General features: G+C 44.9%; 13 protein-coding genes. 8 read left to right on the top strand and 5 right to left on the bottom strand.

All coding sequences use genetic code 11. The features are described from left to right. Nucleotides 1–18: 18 nt before the first annotated feature. The gene (locus ACZ41C_RS01080) at nucleotides 19–819 is read right to left on the bottom strand and encodes a 3-keto-disaccharide hydrolase (protein WP_464563702.1); all 801 of its coding nucleotides are present in this window, start codon (nucleotides 817–819) and stop codon (nucleotides 19–21) included. Nucleotides 820–1,116: 297 nt separating this feature from the next. On the opposite strand from ACZ41C_RS01080, the gene ACZ41C_RS01075 reads away from it, so the two are divergent. The 3 genes from ACZ41C_RS01075 to ACZ41C_RS01065 are packed head-to-tail and all read left to right on the top strand — an operon-like array spanning nucleotide 1,117 to nucleotide 7,911. Beyond that, the gene (locus ACZ41C_RS01075) at nucleotides 1,117–4,440 is read left to right on the top strand and encodes a transglutaminase family protein (RefSeq protein ID WP_464563700.1); all 3,324 of its coding nucleotides are present in this window, start codon (nucleotides 1,117–1,119) and stop codon (nucleotides 4,438–4,440) included. A 13-nt stretch (nucleotides 4,441–4,453) separates the two neighbouring features. Next, nucleotides 4,454–7,018 carry a circularly permuted type 2 ATP-grasp protein gene (locus tag ACZ41C_RS01070; RefSeq protein ID WP_464563698.1) on the top strand — a complete coding sequence of 855 codons (2,565 nt, stop codon included), beginning with the start codon at nucleotides 4,454–4,456 and terminating at the stop codon, nucleotides 7,016–7,018. Nucleotides 7,019–7,020: 2 nt separating this feature from the next. After that, the gene (locus ACZ41C_RS01065) at nucleotides 7,021–7,911 is read left to right on the top strand and encodes a transglutaminase family protein (protein ID WP_464563696.1); all 891 of its coding nucleotides are present in this window, start codon (nucleotides 7,021–7,023) and stop codon (nucleotides 7,909–7,911) included. Here the strand turns inward: ACZ41C_RS01065 and ACZ41C_RS01060 are convergent. After that, nucleotides 7,908–8,792 (bottom strand): dienelactone hydrolase family protein, encoded by an 885-nt coding sequence (locus ACZ41C_RS01060; RefSeq protein WP_464563694.1) that lies wholly within the window; start codon nucleotides 8,790–8,792, stop codon nucleotides 7,908–7,910. The two genes, ACZ41C_RS01065 and ACZ41C_RS01060, sit on opposite strands and share 4 nt — an antisense overlap. Before the next feature lie 12 nt (nucleotides 8,793–8,804). Continuing rightward, the gene (locus ACZ41C_RS01055) at nucleotides 8,805–9,671 is read right to left on the bottom strand and encodes an MBL fold metallo-hydrolase (protein ID WP_464563692.1); all 867 of its coding nucleotides are present in this window, start codon (nucleotides 9,669–9,671) and stop codon (nucleotides 8,805–8,807) included. Nucleotides 9,672–10,015: 344 nt separating this feature from the next. On the opposite strand from ACZ41C_RS01055, the gene ACZ41C_RS01050 reads away from it, so the two are divergent. The 4 genes from ACZ41C_RS01050 to ACZ41C_RS01035 all read left to right on the top strand — a co-directional run bounded on the left by ACZ41C_RS01050 (nucleotide 10,016) and on the right by ACZ41C_RS01035 (nucleotide 14,860). Next, on the top strand, nucleotides 10,016–10,576 hold the full coding sequence (locus ACZ41C_RS01050) for a YceI family protein (protein ID WP_464563690.1): 561 nt from the start codon (nucleotides 10,016–10,018) through the stop codon (nucleotides 10,574–10,576). Nucleotides 10,577–10,811: 235 nt separating this feature from the next. Next, nucleotides 10,812–12,845: a transketolase family protein gene (locus tag ACZ41C_RS01045; protein ID WP_464563688.1), complete on the top strand. Its 2,034-nt coding sequence runs from the start codon at nucleotides 10,812–10,814 to the stop codon at nucleotides 12,843–12,845. An 11-nt stretch (nucleotides 12,846–12,856) separates the two neighbouring features. Then, nucleotides 12,857–13,510, top strand: a complete 654-nt coding sequence (gene fsa, locus ACZ41C_RS01040; protein ID WP_464563686.1) for a fructose-6-phosphate aldolase — start codon at nucleotides 12,857–12,859, stop codon at nucleotides 13,508–13,510. Nucleotides 13,511–13,732: 222 nt separating this feature from the next. Then, the gene (locus tag ACZ41C_RS01035; RefSeq protein ID WP_464563684.1) at nucleotides 13,733–14,860 is read left to right on the top strand and encodes a formylglycine-generating enzyme family protein; all 1,128 of its coding nucleotides are present in this window, start codon (nucleotides 13,733–13,735) and stop codon (nucleotides 14,858–14,860) included. Between the two features lie 6 nt (nucleotides 14,861–14,866). Here the strand turns inward: ACZ41C_RS01035 and ACZ41C_RS01030 are convergent, their stop codons facing one another. Further along, complete coding sequence (locus ACZ41C_RS01030) at nucleotides 14,867–15,565, bottom strand: LytR/AlgR family response regulator transcription factor (RefSeq protein WP_464563682.1); 699 nt, start codon at nucleotides 15,563–15,565, stop codon at nucleotides 14,867–14,869. Nucleotides 15,566–15,758: 193 nt separating this feature from the next. Here ACZ41C_RS01030 and trxB point away from each other — a divergent pair, with 193 nt between their 5' ends. After that, complete coding sequence (gene trxB, locus ACZ41C_RS01025; protein ID WP_464563680.1) at nucleotides 15,759–16,742, top strand: thioredoxin-disulfide reductase; 984 nt, start codon at nucleotides 15,759–15,761, stop codon at nucleotides 16,740–16,742. Nucleotides 16,743–16,810: 68 nt separating this feature from the next. Here trxB and ACZ41C_RS01020 read toward each other — a convergent pair whose 3' ends face one another. Further along, entirely contained in the window at nucleotides 16,811–17,257 is a 447-nt protein-coding gene (locus ACZ41C_RS01020; RefSeq protein WP_138258519.1) for a hypothetical protein, read from the bottom strand. Nucleotides 17,258–17,291 lie beyond the last annotated feature (34 nt).

Genomic DNA, 17,291 nt, shown 5'->3' with positions numbered 1-17,291 from the left:
ATAGTGGATATTTTTATGTTATAACTCTCTGAGCCATATGTTTCTAAAACTTATCGGTTCACTGGGGTCGCCATGTGCCTGAAGTCGGATAGGGGATGGGCCATGTTTTCTATAGCTTGGTGGGCCTATCCAAGGGGTGATTCCCTTAAGTTCGTAATTGTTCTGAACCAAAACCCCATTGTGTAATGCCGTAACACTTGCGGCCGATTTTAGTGTGCCATCCTCATTAAAACGTGGGCCTTTCCAAACGATGTCATAGGTCTGCCACTCGCCGGGTTTTCTGGCGGCATTGGCCAATGGAATGGATTGTTTGTACATAGACCCTACCTGGCCATTGACGTAGGTATCGTTATCGTAGTTGTCCAATATCTGTATTTCATACCCGTCCTCGAACAACCCGGTTTCATCAAGTCCCAGATAGGCTAGGAAAATTCCGCTATTGCCCCTGCTTTGGCCTTCGCCCGTAATATTCTCAGGGATTCGGTATTCCAAATGCAATTGGTAATCCAAGTAGCTGTCTCTCGTCGTGAGACTACCTGCTTTTTTATTGACGGTCATAATGCCGTTTTCCACCTTCCAAGTTTCGGAATTTTCAGGGTTGTCATAGGTCCACTTTTCTAAATCGGTTCCGTCAAAAAGTACAACCGCATCGGACGGTGGCTCGCCGTAGCATTTCCCGGCATCCACTTTGGGAGGAACGGGTTCATACACTTCTGTTTTTTGGGATTCCTTGTATAGTTTTTCCCAGTCTGGTTCTTGGGAGAAACTTAGTATTGAAGTTGAAAAGGCGATTATCGCAAGGGCTAATTTTATTTTCACGAATGGTACTATTTAAGGGTTATTTCACATATGTTTCCACTGTCAAAAGGTTTCAAATCTAGAATTAGATCCTACGTTGATAATCACAAGATAGCAATTCGCACTATGAAATCAAGATCGGTTCTTTCCTTTAGTAAGTATTGATTTAACTTATTTAGTTCTGGGTTACAAATTATGATTAATTCAAAAATAATCCCAAGAACTATGATTTGGATAAAAATAGAATGGAAACCTTTCTAAAAATCTGTAATTGGGAATTAAGTTTTTATCTTAGTTAGGCTTGAAATTTAAAAGTATATGGCTTTAAAAGTAGCGATTAAACATTACACCCGATACAAATACGATAGAAGGGTCAATCTGTCCCCCCACATATTTAGACTGCGACCGGCTCCGCATAGCAGAACACCCATTGAGGCGTATTCGATCAAAATAAAGCCGGAAAACCATTTTTTCAATTGGCAACAGGATCCCTTTGGAAATTATTTGGCCCGTTTGGTCTTTCCTGAAAAAACGGACGAACTTTCCATTGATGTGGAAATCATTGCCGATATGAAGACCATCAATCCCTTCGATTTTTTCGTGGAGGAATCGGTGGAGAATTTTCCTTTCACCTATAAACCCGAACTGAAAAAGGAACTGTTGCCCTATCTTGAAATTACGGAACAAGGGCCCCTGTTACAGGAATGGTTATCCAAAATAGACAAAACACCCAGACGCAGTATCGATTTTTTAACGAGTCTCAATCAAGGCCTTTACAAGTATTTGAACTATACGATCCGTATGGAACCGGGCGTCCAGACCTGCGAGGAAACCTTGGCCAGAAAATTGGGTTCCTGTAGGGATTTTGCCTGGTTATTGGTACAGACCCTTAGGCATTTGGGCCTTGCGGCCCGGTTCGTTTCGGGGTATTTGGTACAGTTGAAAGCCGATGAAAAATCCTTGGACGGTCCGTCCGGTCCCGAAGAGGATTTCACCGATCTGCACGCCTGGGCAGAGGTATATCTCCCCGGTGCTGGCTGGATAGGCTTGGATGCCACGTCCGGCCTGTTGGCGGGGGAAGGACATATCCCACTGGCCTGTACGCCATCCTTTGAAAGTGCCGCTCCGGTATATGGACTCACTGATCCCTGCGAAACCCAATTCGAGTTCGAGAATTCCGTAACCCGAATTTTTGAATCCCCCCGCGTTACTAAACCGTATACGGAAGATCAGTGGCAGGCCATTTACAATCTAGGTTTTGCCGTTGAGGAAGAATTGCAGGAAAACGATGTACGGCTCACGATGGGTGGGGAGCCCACTTTTGTATCCATAGACGACATGGAATCCGAGGAATGGAATACCGCTGCGGATGGTGCGCATAAACGTCAATTGGCCAGTTCCCTCTCGGTCAGATTATTGGAAACTTTTGGCAAAGGAGGCATGTTGCACCATGCGCAGGGAAAATGGTATCCCGGCGAAGCCCTGCCAAGATGGTTGATCGGGGTACATTGGCGAAAGGACGGCGATACCATTTGGAAGGAACCCGATTTATTGGCATCCTTCACCAAAAAATATGAGCTGCCGAATGATATTACCTCCAAATTTCTAAAAACCCTTACTACCTATTTGAAGTGTCCTGATGATTCCATTATCCCGGCTTACGAGGATGCCTTTTACTTTTTGTGGGAGGAACGGAAACTACCCGTGGATATCGACCCAAAGAAATACAACGAAAAGGATTCTGCCTTACGTAAGAAATTGGGCGAAGTGCTGGAACAGGGTGTCGGGAAAAGTGTTGGGCATGTATTGCCATTGAGTAAAAAAGGGAATCGGTGGATTACAAATCCGTGGAAATTTCGGGGAACACATCTCTTTTTAAGTCCCGGGAATTCGCCCATAGGACTGCGTTTGCCGTTGGAATCCCTGCCCAAAAATCCGGAGATACCCTCGGAACCCACGGCAGAACCGGAATTGTTCGAGGCCAAACCACATCTAAAACCGTATGCCTCAGATTTGAATGAACGGTTGAAAAGTGATGTAATAAATTCCGATAAAAAACATCCGTACGTTCGTACCGCCATTTGCGCCGAAGTACGGGAGGATAAATTGTTTTTATTCCTGCCTCCCTTGGACAGTGCCGATGATTTCTTGGATTTGGTGGCCAGTATCGAGGCAACGGCCAAGGAGCTTCAAGTGCCCGTTATTCTGGAAGGTTATGAACCTCCAAGGGACAACCGATTGGAAGTTTTAAAAGTTACCCCGGATCCGGGCGTTATTGAGGTGAACGTGCATCCTGCCAACAATTGGAAGGAACTGACCGAAAATACCCTTAAACTCTACGAGGAAGCGAAAAAATCGCGCCTAGGTACTGAAAAATTCATGTTGGACGGCAAGCACACCGGTACAGGCGGTGGAAACCACGTCACCCTTGGCGGACCCACGCCCGGCGACAGTCCGTTGTTGCGAAACCCGCAATTGTTGCGCAGCTTGCTTACCTTTTGGCAGCACCATCCCGGGCTTTCATACCTGTTTTCAGGAGCGTTTATTGGACCTACGAGTCAGGCGCCCCGTGTTGATGAGGCGCGTTTGGAGAATTTGTACGAATTGGAAATCGCCTTTTCGCAAATCCCGGAGGACAAGGAAGTTCCTTTTTGGTTGACGGACCGACTCTTTAGGCATTTGTTAACTGATATCACAGGAAATACCCACAGGGCCGAGTTCTGTATCGATAAACTATACTCGCCCGATTCTTCTTCTGGGCGGTTGGGCATTCTGGAACTTAGGGCCTTTGACATGCCGCCACACGCCCAAATGAGCCTGATGCAAATATTATTGGTACGCACCTTGGTCTCCTGGTTCTGGAAAAAACCGTATAAACATGACTTGGTACGTTGGGGCACGGAACTGCATGACAAATTCCTTTTGGAACACTATGTAAAAGAGGATATTAGGGATGTAGTGGGGCAGTTGAACGAGGCGGGATATCCCTTTAAATTGGATTGGTTCGACCCATTTTTTGAATTTAGATTTCCCCTGTATGGCATGGTTGAGATCAACGGGATGCAATTGGAGCTACGCATGGCCATTGAGCCCTGGAATGTCCTGGGCGAAGAGATGTCCGGAAGGGGAACGGCGCGGTATGTGGATTCCTCCTTGGAACGGGTACAGGTAAAATTGAAAAACTTTACGGAACAACGTTATACCTTAACGTGCAACGGAATCAAGGTGGAACTGAGCCCAACGGGAACCAAAGGGGAATATGTGGCTGGGGTACGGTTCAAGGCATGGCAACCTTGGTCAGCCTTGCATCCCACCATTGGTGTGGATACACCCTTGGTTTTTGATATTGTGGATGACTGGAACAAAAAATCGATTGGGGGCTGTACCTATTTTGTTTCGCATCCGGGAGGCCGTTCCTACGATACCTATCCGGTAAATAGTTATGAGGCGGAATCTAGAAGAATTAACCGTTTTTGGGAGTTTGGCCATACCCAAGGTGAAGTTGTACCGATGGAAGTCGTTCCTTCATCAAATTTTGCTGGTAGAATGGTACAACCTAAGTCGGCTTCTAATACATTTGCATACAAAGAGATACCTATAAATCCGGAATATCCGCATGTAACGGATTTAAGAAAGAAGTAATTAGCAGATTTTAATGTCCACAACTACGAAGGCGAGCTGGTTAAATACCTATGAAACAAAGTTTGGGAACGACGAGTTGTTCACCGCAAATAATGATGTAAAGACCTATTGGAAAAAGCTGTTCACGGGCTTTGATAAATTAGGAGAAAACGGACTTTCCGGACGCCAAAAGGATATCGATTGGTTGCTCTTGGAAAATGGGGTCACCTATAACGTATACAATGACCCGCAGGGAATGCACAGGCCATGGAACCTGAATGTAGTTCCCTTGGTCATGCACCGGAACGAATGGCAAAATGTGGAGGCCGGACTAAAGCAACGGGCGGAGTTGTTGAACCTTGCACTGAAGGATGCCTATGGGGAACGAAGATTGATCAAGGACGGCATCATACCGCACGAAATAATCTACGGTCACAGGGGGTTTTTGCGCCAGTGTGCCGGAATCGAATATACTACGGAAAAACTCCTTTCAATTTATGCGGCCGATTTGGCCCGTGGAACGGACGGTCGTCTTTGGGTGGTGAACGATAGGACCGAGGCCCCTTCCGGTATGGGCTATGCATTGGAAAACCGGTCCACCACAAGTAGGATTCTTCCGGAGATGTACTCCAAAATGAACGTGACCCGATTGTCCACCTTTTTTAAGGAGTTCCATCAGATGTTGATACATGCCGCACCTGGAAAAAAGGACAACCCAAATATTGTAATCCTTACCCCAGGATCACATAACGAAACCTATTTTGAACACGCCTACATGGCATCTTTTTTAGGGTACCCACTCGTGCAGGGTAATGATTTAGTGGTGCGCGATGGATTCCTTTGGATGAAGTCCTTACAGGGCCTCAAAAAGATTGATGTGGTATTGCGTAGGGTCGATGATGCCTTTTCGGACCCCTTGGAACTGCGGGAGGATTCGCACCTAGGGGTTGCAGGATTGTTGGATGTAGTCCGAAGAAAAAATGTATCCGTCATTAACCCTGTAGGCAGCGGGGTCATTGAAAACCCCGGTTTGATTCCCTTCATGCATGCCATTTCCAAATACTTTTTAAACGAAGATCTAATACTTCCGCAAATTGCTTCCTGGTGGTGCGGGCAGGAAAAGGAGAAGAACTACGTACTAAATAACCTCTCCAATTTGGTGGTCAAGCGCATAGACCGCACCAATAGGGAGAGCATTTATTTCGGCAAGTTTTTGAGCGATAGCGAATTGGAGTCCTTAAAAGCACAAATATTGGAGCGGCCCTATAGGTTCGTGGCCCAAGAACAAATCAATTTCTCTACGGCGCCCAATCTATCGGGAAACATCCTGGAGCCTAGAAACGTGGTGACGCGGGCTTTTTCCATTGCATCGGGCGACCACTACAGTGTCATGCCCGGCGGATTGGTACGGGTAGCACCGGACAGTAGGACCGTACGGGTTTCCAATCAAAGGGGAGGTACAAGCAAGGATTTTTGGGTGGTTGAGGACCAAGTGGTTAAGGAGGATAAAAATAAAAATTGGGAACAGAAATCGGCTATAGCCATATCCGGTCTGGACGATTTGCCAAGCCTTACGGCCGAAAACCTATATTGGGCCGGCCGTTATGTGGGTAGAACCCTCGTAAGTGCCCGATTTATAAGAACGGTAATGCGTCAGTTGGCCATGGTGCAGAACAGGGATGAAAAGCCGGAAGCCCTAAAACTACAAGTACTTTTAAAGACCGTTACCCATTTAACGGGCACCTATCCCGGCTTTGCCGAAAAAAACAAGGATGGCAATCCGGCCATGGACAGTCCCTATGAGGAAATGCTTTCTGTTATTCGGGACAAAAACAGGGTGGGTAGTTTGGCCCATACTATTGGAATGTTCAGTAATTCCTACTATTCCATTCGCAACCTGTGGTCTTCGGACATGTGGCGGGTCTTTGAGAACATCCAAAAACTATGGCAGGGCTTTTTGGAGGACGAGAATCCGTCCATTCTAAAAATTCTAAAAGTCCTGAACCAACTGATTACCCGCTTAATCGCCTTTATGGGACTTATCGAGGAAAGTATCATGGTACAGCAAGGACTTTTACTTTATTTCATAGGTCTGCAATTGGAACAAAGTATGTTGACCATATCCAAATGCCGTTCCTTGTTGGCCGTAAAATATGAATCGCAGGTAGAGTATGATTTATTGGAGTATCTGCTTACGAGTCATGAAAGTTTGAATATTTACAGATACAGTTATCGGTCACATATACAATTGGAACATGTGCTGGATTTGGTGATCTTGGACGTGGAATATGCAAGGTCCCTCACGTTCATGATCAAAAGACTTCAAAAGGATATCGCTCGGTTGCCACATTCCAGAAAGGACCAACAGCTTACCAGCTACCAGAAATATGTTTTCAGCGCATTTTCCAAGTTACGGCTATCGGAATCGAACAAATTATGCATGACAAGATCCAAGAACGATGTGGTCAGGGAGGATTTGGACAGTCTTCTCGGGGAGCTTTCCGATCTGTTATATAAAACTTCCCAATCCTTAACGAGCACCTATTTCAACCACACGGATAGACAGACGCAAATGTTCACCCAGTCATTTCCCATTTAAGCATGATCTTTAACGTTACTCATATCACCACATTTAAATACAATGCCCCGGTCAATTACTGCCATAATATCGCCACGCTGAGGCCACGAAAATCTGACGGACAGGAATTGTTGGACTATAAAATAAACATTAGCCCCAAACCTGCTGAGATCACGGAGCGATTGGATTTTTTCGGAAATTATATAACCCGATTTTCCATACAAGCGGAGCACGATACCCTCAAGGTTATGACCAAGAGCAAGATTATTAGGCACTATGGGACCATACATGATTCGTTCTTTTCCGATGCCTGTAGAAGTATTACCATGACCCAGGCGCTCAATGCCATGAACGAAAATGACCCTGCCACCATGGAGGCGAAACAGTTTGTACTGGAATCCATATTTATTAGGCGTACCGATAAAAATATTAGGGAATATGCGGAGCTTTCATTTCAAGCAAACCGGTCCGTTTTTGATGCCGCCCATGAGCTGATGCAGCGTATTTATACCGATTTCGATTTTGTGTCCGGCTTCACCAGTATCTCTACACCGGTGGAAGAGGTCATGAAAGAAAAAAAGGGGGTCTGTCAGGATTTCGCGCAAATTGCCATCGCCTGCATCCGATCAGTGGGGCTGCCTGCACGCTATGTGAGCGGGTATATTGAAACATTACCACCACCTGGTAAGGAAAAGTTAGTGGGTGCCGATGCTTCGCATGCTTGGTTCTCCATCTTCATTCCCGGTTTTGGATGGGTTGATTTTGACCCAACGAACAACCAAATCCCCAAGGACCAGCATATTGTGGTGGGTTGGGGCAGGGATTACTATGACGTACCTCCCTTAAAAGGAGTGGTCTATGGAAGCGGAAAAAGCAAGCTTAAAGTGTCCGTAGATATTGCGAGGGTATCTTAGGACAATTTCTTTTTAAAGAACTCTATCGTTCTTTTCCAGGCCAACTCAGCGGCTTCCCGGTCATATCTTGGGGTAGTGTCATTATGAAAGCCGTGATTGGCGTTTTCGTACATATAGGCTTCGTACTGCTTTCCATGTTCCTTAAGTGCTGCTTCATATACAGGCCAACCTTCATTGACCCGTTTGTCCAATTCGCCAAAATGCAGTAGCAAGGGAGCATTTATTTTATCGATATCCTCCGTAGGCTGACCTCCGTAAAAGGGTACAGCGGCACCAAGGTCCGGAACCTTAACGGCCATCATATTTGAAATCCATCCGCCAAAACAAAATCCTACGACACCCACGTTACCATTACATTCCGGATGGTTTTTGAGGTATTCGAAGGCCGCGATGAAGTCCTCCAGCATTTCGTCCCTATCCCGCTTCCGCTGCAGCTCCCTGCCATCGTCGTCATTGCCGGGATAGCCCCCTAGGGGGGTAAGGGCATCGGGGGCAACGGAAATGAATCCGGCCAGTCCGGCGCGTCTGCCCACATCTTCAATATGCGGATTCAGCCCCCTGTTTTCGTGAACGACTACGATACCGGGGAGTTGTTCTTTTGCATCAGCCGGTCTTGAAAGCAAGGCCTTGATGGAACCACCTCCTTTGGGCGAGTCGTAATGGATGTATTCCGATTTTAAATTGGGGTCATCGGCCTGTATCTGAATTTTCTTAACGTAATCCGGAGATATAAAACTCAACAAGGAGGATACCGTAATACCACCCACGGCGTAGGTGGAAAGTTTGTCAATGAACAACCTTCTGCTTACCCGGTTATGGGCGTAATCGTCATATAGGTCAAATACCTCCTGTTTGATGTCTTCTTTTCGTAGCTCTTTCATATTACTAAGTTTTTAATCGGCAGATTTATAAATGAATTCAACAATCCGGTCCGCATTGATAAAGCCTTGTCCGTGGGATTCGTCCCATTCTTTGGAAATTCCCATTTTTTGGACCTCCTCCAAAGATTTCCCAGCACTTCTGGCCGCTATGATACGTTCCCTTAAGATACTCAAAATTTCCGTATATTCCTTTAATTCGGCCTTAGAGGAAACGGAACCATGGCCGGGTATGATTTTGGTTTCTTCATCAATAAGTTCCAAGGCCATAGTGGTGTTGGATATCAACCCATCGATATCGCCCCCAGAACTTAAGTCAATGTAGGGGTAGCGTCCGCTAAAAAAATTGTCGCCCATATGGATGACATTGTCCTGTGGAAAGTAATAATAGGTGTCACCGTCCGTGTGGGCAGGATTCACATGCATGGCGTGGACGCTTCTGTCGTTTTTAAGGTATAAGGTCATTTTATCGTTAAAAGTAACTACGGGCCACGCCTCTTGGGGTCTGGGTTCATCGGCTTCAATCATCCGCTTGCGCACGTTCTCGTGGGCAATGATCATGGCTCCGGCATTGGCCAAGTTTTCGTTACCGCCCGTGTGGTCACCGTGCACATGGGTATTCAGTACGAAATTTATAGGTTTGTCCGTAATCGTTTGAACATGCGCCACGATCTTTTCGGTCAGGGGACTAAATTGGTCGTCGATGAGATAGGCGGCATCCTCACCAATGGCCAGTCCTATATTGCCTCCGGCACCAAAAAGTACGTAAACGTTTTCGGTGAGTTTTTCCGAGGTTATGGCCACATCACTAAAATCACGCTGTGCAAAGGTCAATGACATACAGATAAAAAATACGAAAAGGAAGGGTCTAATTTTTCTCATGGTTTACGTTGGATACAAATTTCAATTGGTCGACAATAATTTCTTTGAGGTTTTATAAAAAACAAACCCATTTACAAATACCGCAAAAGAAAATTTTATTGGACCGAAATGTCATTCATTCCTGGAATTATTCTTTACGATCGCTTCTAAAGTTATGATTTTAAAACGGTAATTCCTGTTGTGGGAGGTATTTTGTTCGGTTAGATGTGGCAAGGGTTTAAAAAACTGAATACTAGTCGAATAGCATACTATTTAATTATGAAACATTTAACATATTCATATTAAACCATTCGATTCCTTTGTGGTCTTACCCATCTATACAAACAACTAAATTTTAGAACATTATGAAAAACAAACTATTCCTATTAATACTTCTTTCTAGCTGGGCTGTTGGTGCCCAATCAACTTGGACCGCGGACAAGGCACACTCAAAAATTGGTTTTGCGGTTACCCACTTACTAATATCCGAGGTGGATGGCAATTTTGACGAATTCGAAATTTCCGCCACTGCAGGAGATTCGTTCATGGACCCATCCTTTGAAGTTTCTATCAATACCGCTAGTGTTGATACCGACAATGAAAGAAGGGACGGACATTTAAAAAGTGCCGACTTTTTTGACGTAGAAGCCCATCCCACAATGACTTTTAAGACAACATCCGTTGAAAAAACAGGTGATAATACCTTTATAATGATGGGAGACCTTACCATGCACGGAGTTACAAAACCAGTTACACTAGAGGGAAAGGTCAACGGTGTCATCACCGATCAACGAAGCCAAAAGCTTAAGGCCGGACTCAAATTGACCGGTACGCTAGATAGAACCGAATTTGGAGTTGGTGAAGCCAGTGCCGCAATTGGTAGTGAAATCGATTTGACCATCAACTTGGAGATGGCACAACAATAGCACCACATTTTGGAACAGAATACTAAACCCACTTTCGTGGGTTTTTTTATGTTCAAATAGTTGCACAAAAGCGACCAATGAGAATACTGGTAAAGAATCCTTCTTTTTAAATGTATATAATACACATAATATTTGTTATATCTGCCATATTAATTTTAAATAGCGCTCCAAATGGGGTATATTTGGGGCGAGAAGTTTAAAAGCAACAAGTAAAATTCAAACAACCTTTTAATACATGAACCAGGAAATTGATCAATTGGCAGCGGACAACATTAGGGCGCTGGCCGTAGCCATGGTAGAAAAGGCAAATTCCGGACATCCGGGCGGACCCATGGGCGGGGCCGATTTTATGCATATTCTGTACTCCGAATTCTTTAATTATGACCCTGCCGATATGCATTGGCCGTTCCGTGATCGCTTCTTCATGGATGCGGGTCACTTATCTACCTTGATGTATGCCCAATACTATTTGCTGGGAAACTATAAGAAAGAGGATATTGCCAATTTTAGACAGTGGGGTTCAGTGACTCCCGGCCACCCCGAAGTTGATGTGGCAAGAGGGGTTGAAAATACTTCAGGACCACTAGGTCAGGGACATACCATGGGCGTTGGTGCTGCTATTGCGGCCAAGTTTCTACAAGCCCGTTTTGGGGATTGGATGAACCATAAGGTATATGGATTTATTTCTGACGGTGGTGTTCAAGAGGAAATATCCCAGGGAGCTGGCCGTTTGGCAGGGCATTTGGGCTTGAACAATTTCATTATGTTCTACGATGCAAACGATGTTCAGCTATCTTCGAAGACTGATGAGGTAACCTCGGAAGATACCGCCAAGAAATACGAAGCATGGGGGTGGAAAGTGGTAACTATTGATGGTCATGACCATGACCAAATCAGAAAGGCCCTAGCCGATGCCAATGCGGAAACGGAGAAACCTACCTTAATAATTGGTAGGACCATTATGGGCAAAGGCTGTGTTACCGCTGATGGTGCGCCTTACGAAGGTCATACGGAACTGCATGGAAAACCTATTGGTGACACCGGGGCGGATTATGAAATGACCTTGAAAAACTTGGGTGCCGATGTTGAAAATCCGTTTGAGATTTTCAAGAACGTGGCCGAGTTCTATGAGGATGTCCTTGGAAGAAAAAGAGCCGCTGCACATGCCAAGAAAAAGGAAATCGATGCCTGGAGGTCAGAAAATATGGAGCTTTCCAGTAAATTGGATAGCTTTTTTGACGGTAAGTTACCAGAACTGGATTTTGGTTCCATAGCCCAAAATGAGGGTCAGGCTACCAGGGCTGCATCCTCGAATGTGTTGGCATATTTGGCCGAGAACGTGGAGAACATGATCGTTTCCTCTGCGGATCTGTCCAACAGCGATAAAACGGATGGTTTCCTAAAAAAGACGACCATTCTTAAAAATGGGGATTTCTCCGGGGCCTTTCTACAGGCCGGAGTAGCCGAACTTACCATGGCCGCCGTTGCCAACGGAATTGCATTACATGGAGGCGTTATACCCGTTGTGGCAACATTCTTCGTATTCTCGGATTATATGAAGCCTGCCATACGTTTGAGTGCGATTCAGGAATTACCTGTCAAGTATGTTTGGACCCACGATGCTTTTAGGGTAGGAGAAGATGGTCCAACGCACCAACCCATTGAACAGGAGGCCCAGATACGATTATTGGAAAAATTGAAGAACCACAGTCATGCGCAAAGCTTTATGGCCTTGCGTCCGGCGGATTCGCAAGAGACCAACGTTGCTTGGAAAATGGCCATGGAGAACAAAAAGACGCCCACGGGGCTTATTTTATCCAGACAGAATATCAAGGACGTTGCTGCGCAGTCCGGTAGTCGCTATGAAGCTGCTCTTGGTGCGGAAAAAGGCGGGTATTTGGTCAAGGAATCCAAGGACCCGGATGTAATTCTAATAGCCAATGGTTCCGAGGTTTCTACCTTAATGGACGCTTCCAAACTGTTGGAGGAAAAGAAAGGGCTTAAGGTGAATATAGCCTCCATACCATCCGAAGGTATTTTTAGACAACAGTCAAAGGAATACCAGGAAAAAGTGATTCCAAGTAATAAGCCCGTTTTTGGACTTACTGCCGGCTTGCCCGTAAACCTAGAAGGTTTGGCAGGGCCAAATGGCAAGGTTTTCGGGCTTGACCACTTTGGATATTCCGCTCCGGCAACAGTTTTGGACGAAAAATTTGGATTTACGGGAGATCAAGTGTATACTGAGGTGATAGATTTTTTAAACAAATAAAACAACGAACGATGAAATTTTTTATAGATACGGCAAACCTCGACGAAATTAAAGAGGCCCAGGATATGGGGGTACTGGATGGTGTTACTACCAATCCCTCCCTAATGGCCAAAGAAGGCATTACAGGAAAAGAGAACATCCTTAACCACTACCAAAAAATCTGTGATTTGGTGGACGGACATGTGAGCGCGGAAGTCATTTCCACAGATTTTGACGGAATGGTCGAAGAAGGGGAGAAGTTGGCGGCCTTGAACTCGCAGATAGTGGTGAAACTGCCCATGATCGCCGATGGTGTAAAGGCCTGTAAGTATTTTTCCGATAAGGGAATCAAAACCAATGTAACGTTGGTTTTTTCTGCCGGACAGGCATTATTGGCCGCCAAAGCAGGAGCTACCTACGTTTCGCCATTCATTGGAAGGTTGGACGATATCTCCACGGACGGACTTGGACTGATTTCGGATATCCGATTGATTTACGACAACTATGGCTTTGAAACGGAAATTCTGGCCGCATCCGTGCGTCACGTAATGCACGTTTTGGATTGTGCGAAAATCGGTGCAGATGTGATGACGGGCCCATTATCCGCTATAAAAGGACTTTTAAAGCACCCTTTAACAGATAGTGGTTTGGCCAAATTCTTGGAAGATTACAAGAAAGGAAACTAATAGTTAACACGTTTAAAATTAGGTTAATATCTTGATATTTAAACATTTTCTTTTGTAGAGGTATTTAACTTACAGCAACAAACCCCTCCATTAGGGTTTCATTGAAAATAGCATAAAAAAACACCTGGCCTGTCCAGGTGTTTTTTGTTCGATCTAATAAGGTAGTGCTATTGTCATCCCGCTGTAGAATATGTAGTTTTACGGAAGGTTAATACATTTAGGATGCAAAAATTCTTCAAAGTTTATATCCCTATAGTAATCGCACTAGTTCTTATAGGATGCAAAGAGGAGGTAAAAAAGCCTACAGAAAGTCCAAAAACTGAAAATGAACCTACCCCTATCGCCGTAACAACGGCAAGCATTCTGGTAGAAAAACCTGAAAATATTCCTACACCGGAAGGTATGGTCTGGATACCCGGCGGGGAACTGAAACAAGGGGCCGTACCCCAGGACAAGATGGCCATGCAGCACGAGAAACCTGCCATTGATGTGGTGGTGGATGGTTTTTTTATGGATGTTACAGAGGTCACCAATGCCCAATTCAATAATTTCGTCTCCGAAACGGGATACATTACGACCGCCGAAAGAGCCATAGATTGGGAGGAGTTAAAAAAACAGGTGCCGGAGGGCACGGAGAAACCCCATGACTCGGTTTTGCAGCCCGGGGCACTTACCTTTAAAAAAACGAAAACATCGGTACCCAATCTGTATGATTTTTCACAATGGTGGAATTGGACCATTGGTGCGGATTGGAAACACCCCAATGGTCCCGGTAGTTCCATTGTAGGTAAAGACGACTATCCCGTGGTTCAGATTTCCTTTGAGGATGCCATGGCCTATTGCGAATGGGCCGGTAGACGCCTACCTACCGAGGCGGAATGGGAACTGGCCGCCAGGGCCGGACAAGTCGGAACCACCTTCTTTTGGGGCGATGATATTACGGTTCTAAAGGACCGAGCCAATACGTGGGAAGGGGAATTTCCCGTTACGAATACAAAAGCCGATGGCTTTGAATTGAGGGCTCCTGTGAAGTCCTATCCCCCCAATGATTATGGGCTATATGACATGGCCGGCAATGTTTGGGAATGGACCAGTGATTGGTATAATACAAATTATTATAAGGAGGCCAAAGCTTCGGGCATGGTTCAAAGAAATCCACAAGGTGCCAAAGCCCCGTTTACTCCAAATAATCCATTGGCAAAAGAAAGGGTTATAAAAGGGGGTTCCTTTTTATGTAGCGCATCTTATTGCGCTAGCTATCGCATTTCCGCCAGGATGGGCTCCAGTATGGATTCCTCATTGGAACATACGGGATTTAGGACGGTCGCCACTGCAGCCATGCTTGAATAAGCACGGTCAGTTCCAATAATTGAGCAATTTGTCCAAGGCGAGGTTATTGTTTCTGCTTATGGGTAGTCTTTTGTCCCTTACCTGAACATGGGCATGATTATACATTTCTATTTTTTCTATATTGACGATATAGGATTTATGTATTCGTAAGAATTTGTCATGGGGCAGTTTTTCCATAAAGGCCTTCATGGACGAGAGCACGATCAATTTCCTTTCCTGGGTGACAATCTTTACATAGTCTCCCAAGGCTTCCACCCAAAGTATTTTTTTGGGAAAAAGCTGAACCTCCTTTAGGTTACTGCGCACCAGAATACAGTTTTCTTCGGTCTTATTTTCGTTTAGGAGGTTCCTATTTAGAAGGACCTTATCAATGGCTTTGTTGAATCGGCCTTTGGAAAAAGGTTTTAATAAATAATCGTCTACATCAAAATCAAAGGCCCTAATGGCATGCTTCGGATTTGCAGAGGTTACAATGGTGGATAATTCATAATTAAGATGTCCCAAAACTTCAAATCCGTTGATATCCGGTAGTTCTATGTCAAGAAACAGTAGGTTTATCGGGTTAATTTTCAAAAAATCCCTTGCCTCTTTACCGTTCCTAAAGGATTTTATTAGTTCAAGGTGGGGATTCAAATCAATATTTTTTTCCAATATCTTGAGATGGGTTTTCGAATCCTCCACTACGGCACAATGCAGTGTTTTCATAATAGCTTCAAATAGGTTTCTACCTTACATACGGGGTTTTTTCAACTAGGTTCATTTTTTTATTTTAAGGTTTCGTTCAATCCGTGTTTTCATCCTTGGGAACAATTGTAGCCTGTGAAAACTTTTGATAACTTACACGTAAGGTTTTTGTCCAAAAACCTACTTTTGTAGAACTAAATGAAAGCGTATTATTATGTCGGATGCAATAGAGCGAGTTAAAACATTGATTATAGGTTCCGGTCCTGCGGGATACACGGCCGCCATCTATGCGGCAAGGGCCGACCTAAAGCCGGTTTTGTATACAGGTATGGAGCCTGGCGGACAGCTTACCACGACCACGGAGGTGGACAACTTCCCCGGATATCCAGAAGGAATAGACGGACCTTCCATGATGGTGCAGTTACAGCAACAGGCGGAGCGTTTTGGAACCGATGTACGTATGGGGATGGTTACCAAGGCGGAATTCGGAAAAAAAGAGGGCGATATCCACAAAATTACAGTGGACAATGATAAGATGATCGAGGCGGAGACCGTAATAATCTCCACCGGGGCTTCGGCCAAATATTTAAACATTCCAAGTGAACAGAGATTACGCGGCGGAGGAGTTTCCGCCTGTGCCGTTTGTGACGGATTTTTCTATAAGGGACAGGACGTCGCTATTGTGGGTGCAGGGGATACCGCTGCAGAAGAAGCCTCATATTTGGCAAATATCTGTAACAAAGTGACCATGTTGGTGCGTAAGGACTACATGAGGGCTTCAAAGGCCATGCAGCACAGGGTGCAGAGCCTTAAGAACATCGAAATAAAATACAATACGGAAGTGGACGAGGTACTGGGAGACCAAGTGGTGGAAGGACTTAGAATGGTGAACAACCAAACCGGGGAAAAGGAGGAGATTGCCATCACCGGTCTGTTCATTGCCATTGGGCACAAGCCCAACACGGATATTTTCAAGGGTCAATTGGATATGGACGAAACGGGCTATATCATTACAAAGGGCAAATCAACCAAAACCAATGTTCCCGGGGTTTTTGCCTCCGGAGACGCCCAGGACAAGGAGTATAGACAGGCCGTTACCGCGGCGGGTACGGGATGTATGGCGGCCCTGGATGCGGAACGTTACCTGGCCACTATTGGTTCCGTAGCGGAGTCCATTGCGGATAACTATAATATTTGAGAATCATTTAAACTAAATAGAAAAGCGCCATGAATGGCGCTTTTTTGTTCCATAAAAATGCCGCTTTTCTAATCGATTCGTTTATAATTTTCGGCATAAATTCTATTGCCGTTATCGTCCAAGGTAATCTGGCTGTAATTGTTTTCGTCCAACACCAGTTCAAACTTAAAGACTTTCACGGTGTCCTGAACCTTCATCATTTCTGCGGAGGCAAACTCCAAACGCTCTTCCAACTCGTCTTCAGTATTGGTATAGGACCCATATCCAAACCATTCTACTGGATCGTCAGGTGAGTAGCGAGTCCACATTACTTTGCCTTTACTGTAGATTTTTACTTGCCGATATCCATTTACGTTTTGTAAGGTGTCCGAAACACCTTGTTCATCATAATTATATCGGTTGATTAGCTCCCAAGTCCCTTCCAGGGAATTTGGTGTTTGCAGTTTTGTGGAGGCAATACTGGTAAGGGTAACCAATATAAACATCAAAAAAACCGACCCAATTAATTTTTTCATGGCCAAATTATTTAATGATTATTAATACCATAAA

This window comes from Maribacter sp. C-4077, from assembly GCF_055378385.1.
This window is presented reverse-complemented; position numbering and strand designations above follow the sequence as displayed.

Bases quoted from the DNA above. Each gene is read 5' to 3' on its own strand.
- ACZ41C_RS01075 (WP_464563700.1), top strand. From the start codon at position 1,117: ATGGCTTTAAAAGTAGCGATTAAACATTACACCCGATACAAATACGAT.
- ACZ41C_RS01070 (WP_464563698.1), top strand. From the start codon at position 4,454: ATGTCCACAACTACGAAGGCGAGCTGGTTAAATACCTATGAAACAAAG.
- ACZ41C_RS01065 (WP_464563696.1), top strand. From the start codon at position 7,021: ATGATCTTTAACGTTACTCATATCACCACATTTAAATACAATGCCCCG.
- ACZ41C_RS01060 (WP_464563694.1), bottom strand. From the start codon at position 8,792: ATGAAAGAGCTACGAAAAGAAGACATCAAACAGGAGGTATTTGACCTA.
- ACZ41C_RS01055 (WP_464563692.1), bottom strand. From the start codon at position 9,671: ATGAGAAAAATTAGACCCTTCCTTTTCGTATTTTTTATCTGTATGTCA.
- ACZ41C_RS01050 (WP_464563690.1), top strand. From the start codon at position 10,016: ATGAAAAACAAACTATTCCTATTAATACTTCTTTCTAGCTGGGCTGTT.
- ACZ41C_RS01045 (WP_464563688.1), top strand. From the start codon at position 10,812: ATGAACCAGGAAATTGATCAATTGGCAGCGGACAACATTAGGGCGCTG.
- fsa (WP_464563686.1), top strand. From the start codon at position 12,857: ATGAAATTTTTTATAGATACGGCAAACCTCGACGAAATTAAAGAGGCC.
- ACZ41C_RS01035 (WP_464563684.1), top strand. From the start codon at position 13,733: ATGCAAAAATTCTTCAAAGTTTATATCCCTATAGTAATCGCACTAGTT.
- ACZ41C_RS01030 (WP_464563682.1), bottom strand. From the start codon at position 15,565: ATGAAAACACTGCATTGTGCCGTAGTGGAGGATTCGAAAACCCATCTC.
- trxB (WP_464563680.1), top strand. From the start codon at position 15,759: ATGTCGGATGCAATAGAGCGAGTTAAAACATTGATTATAGGTTCCGGT.
- ACZ41C_RS01020 (WP_138258519.1), bottom strand. From the start codon at position 17,257: ATGAAAAAATTAATTGGGTCGGTTTTTTTGATGTTTATATTGGTTACC.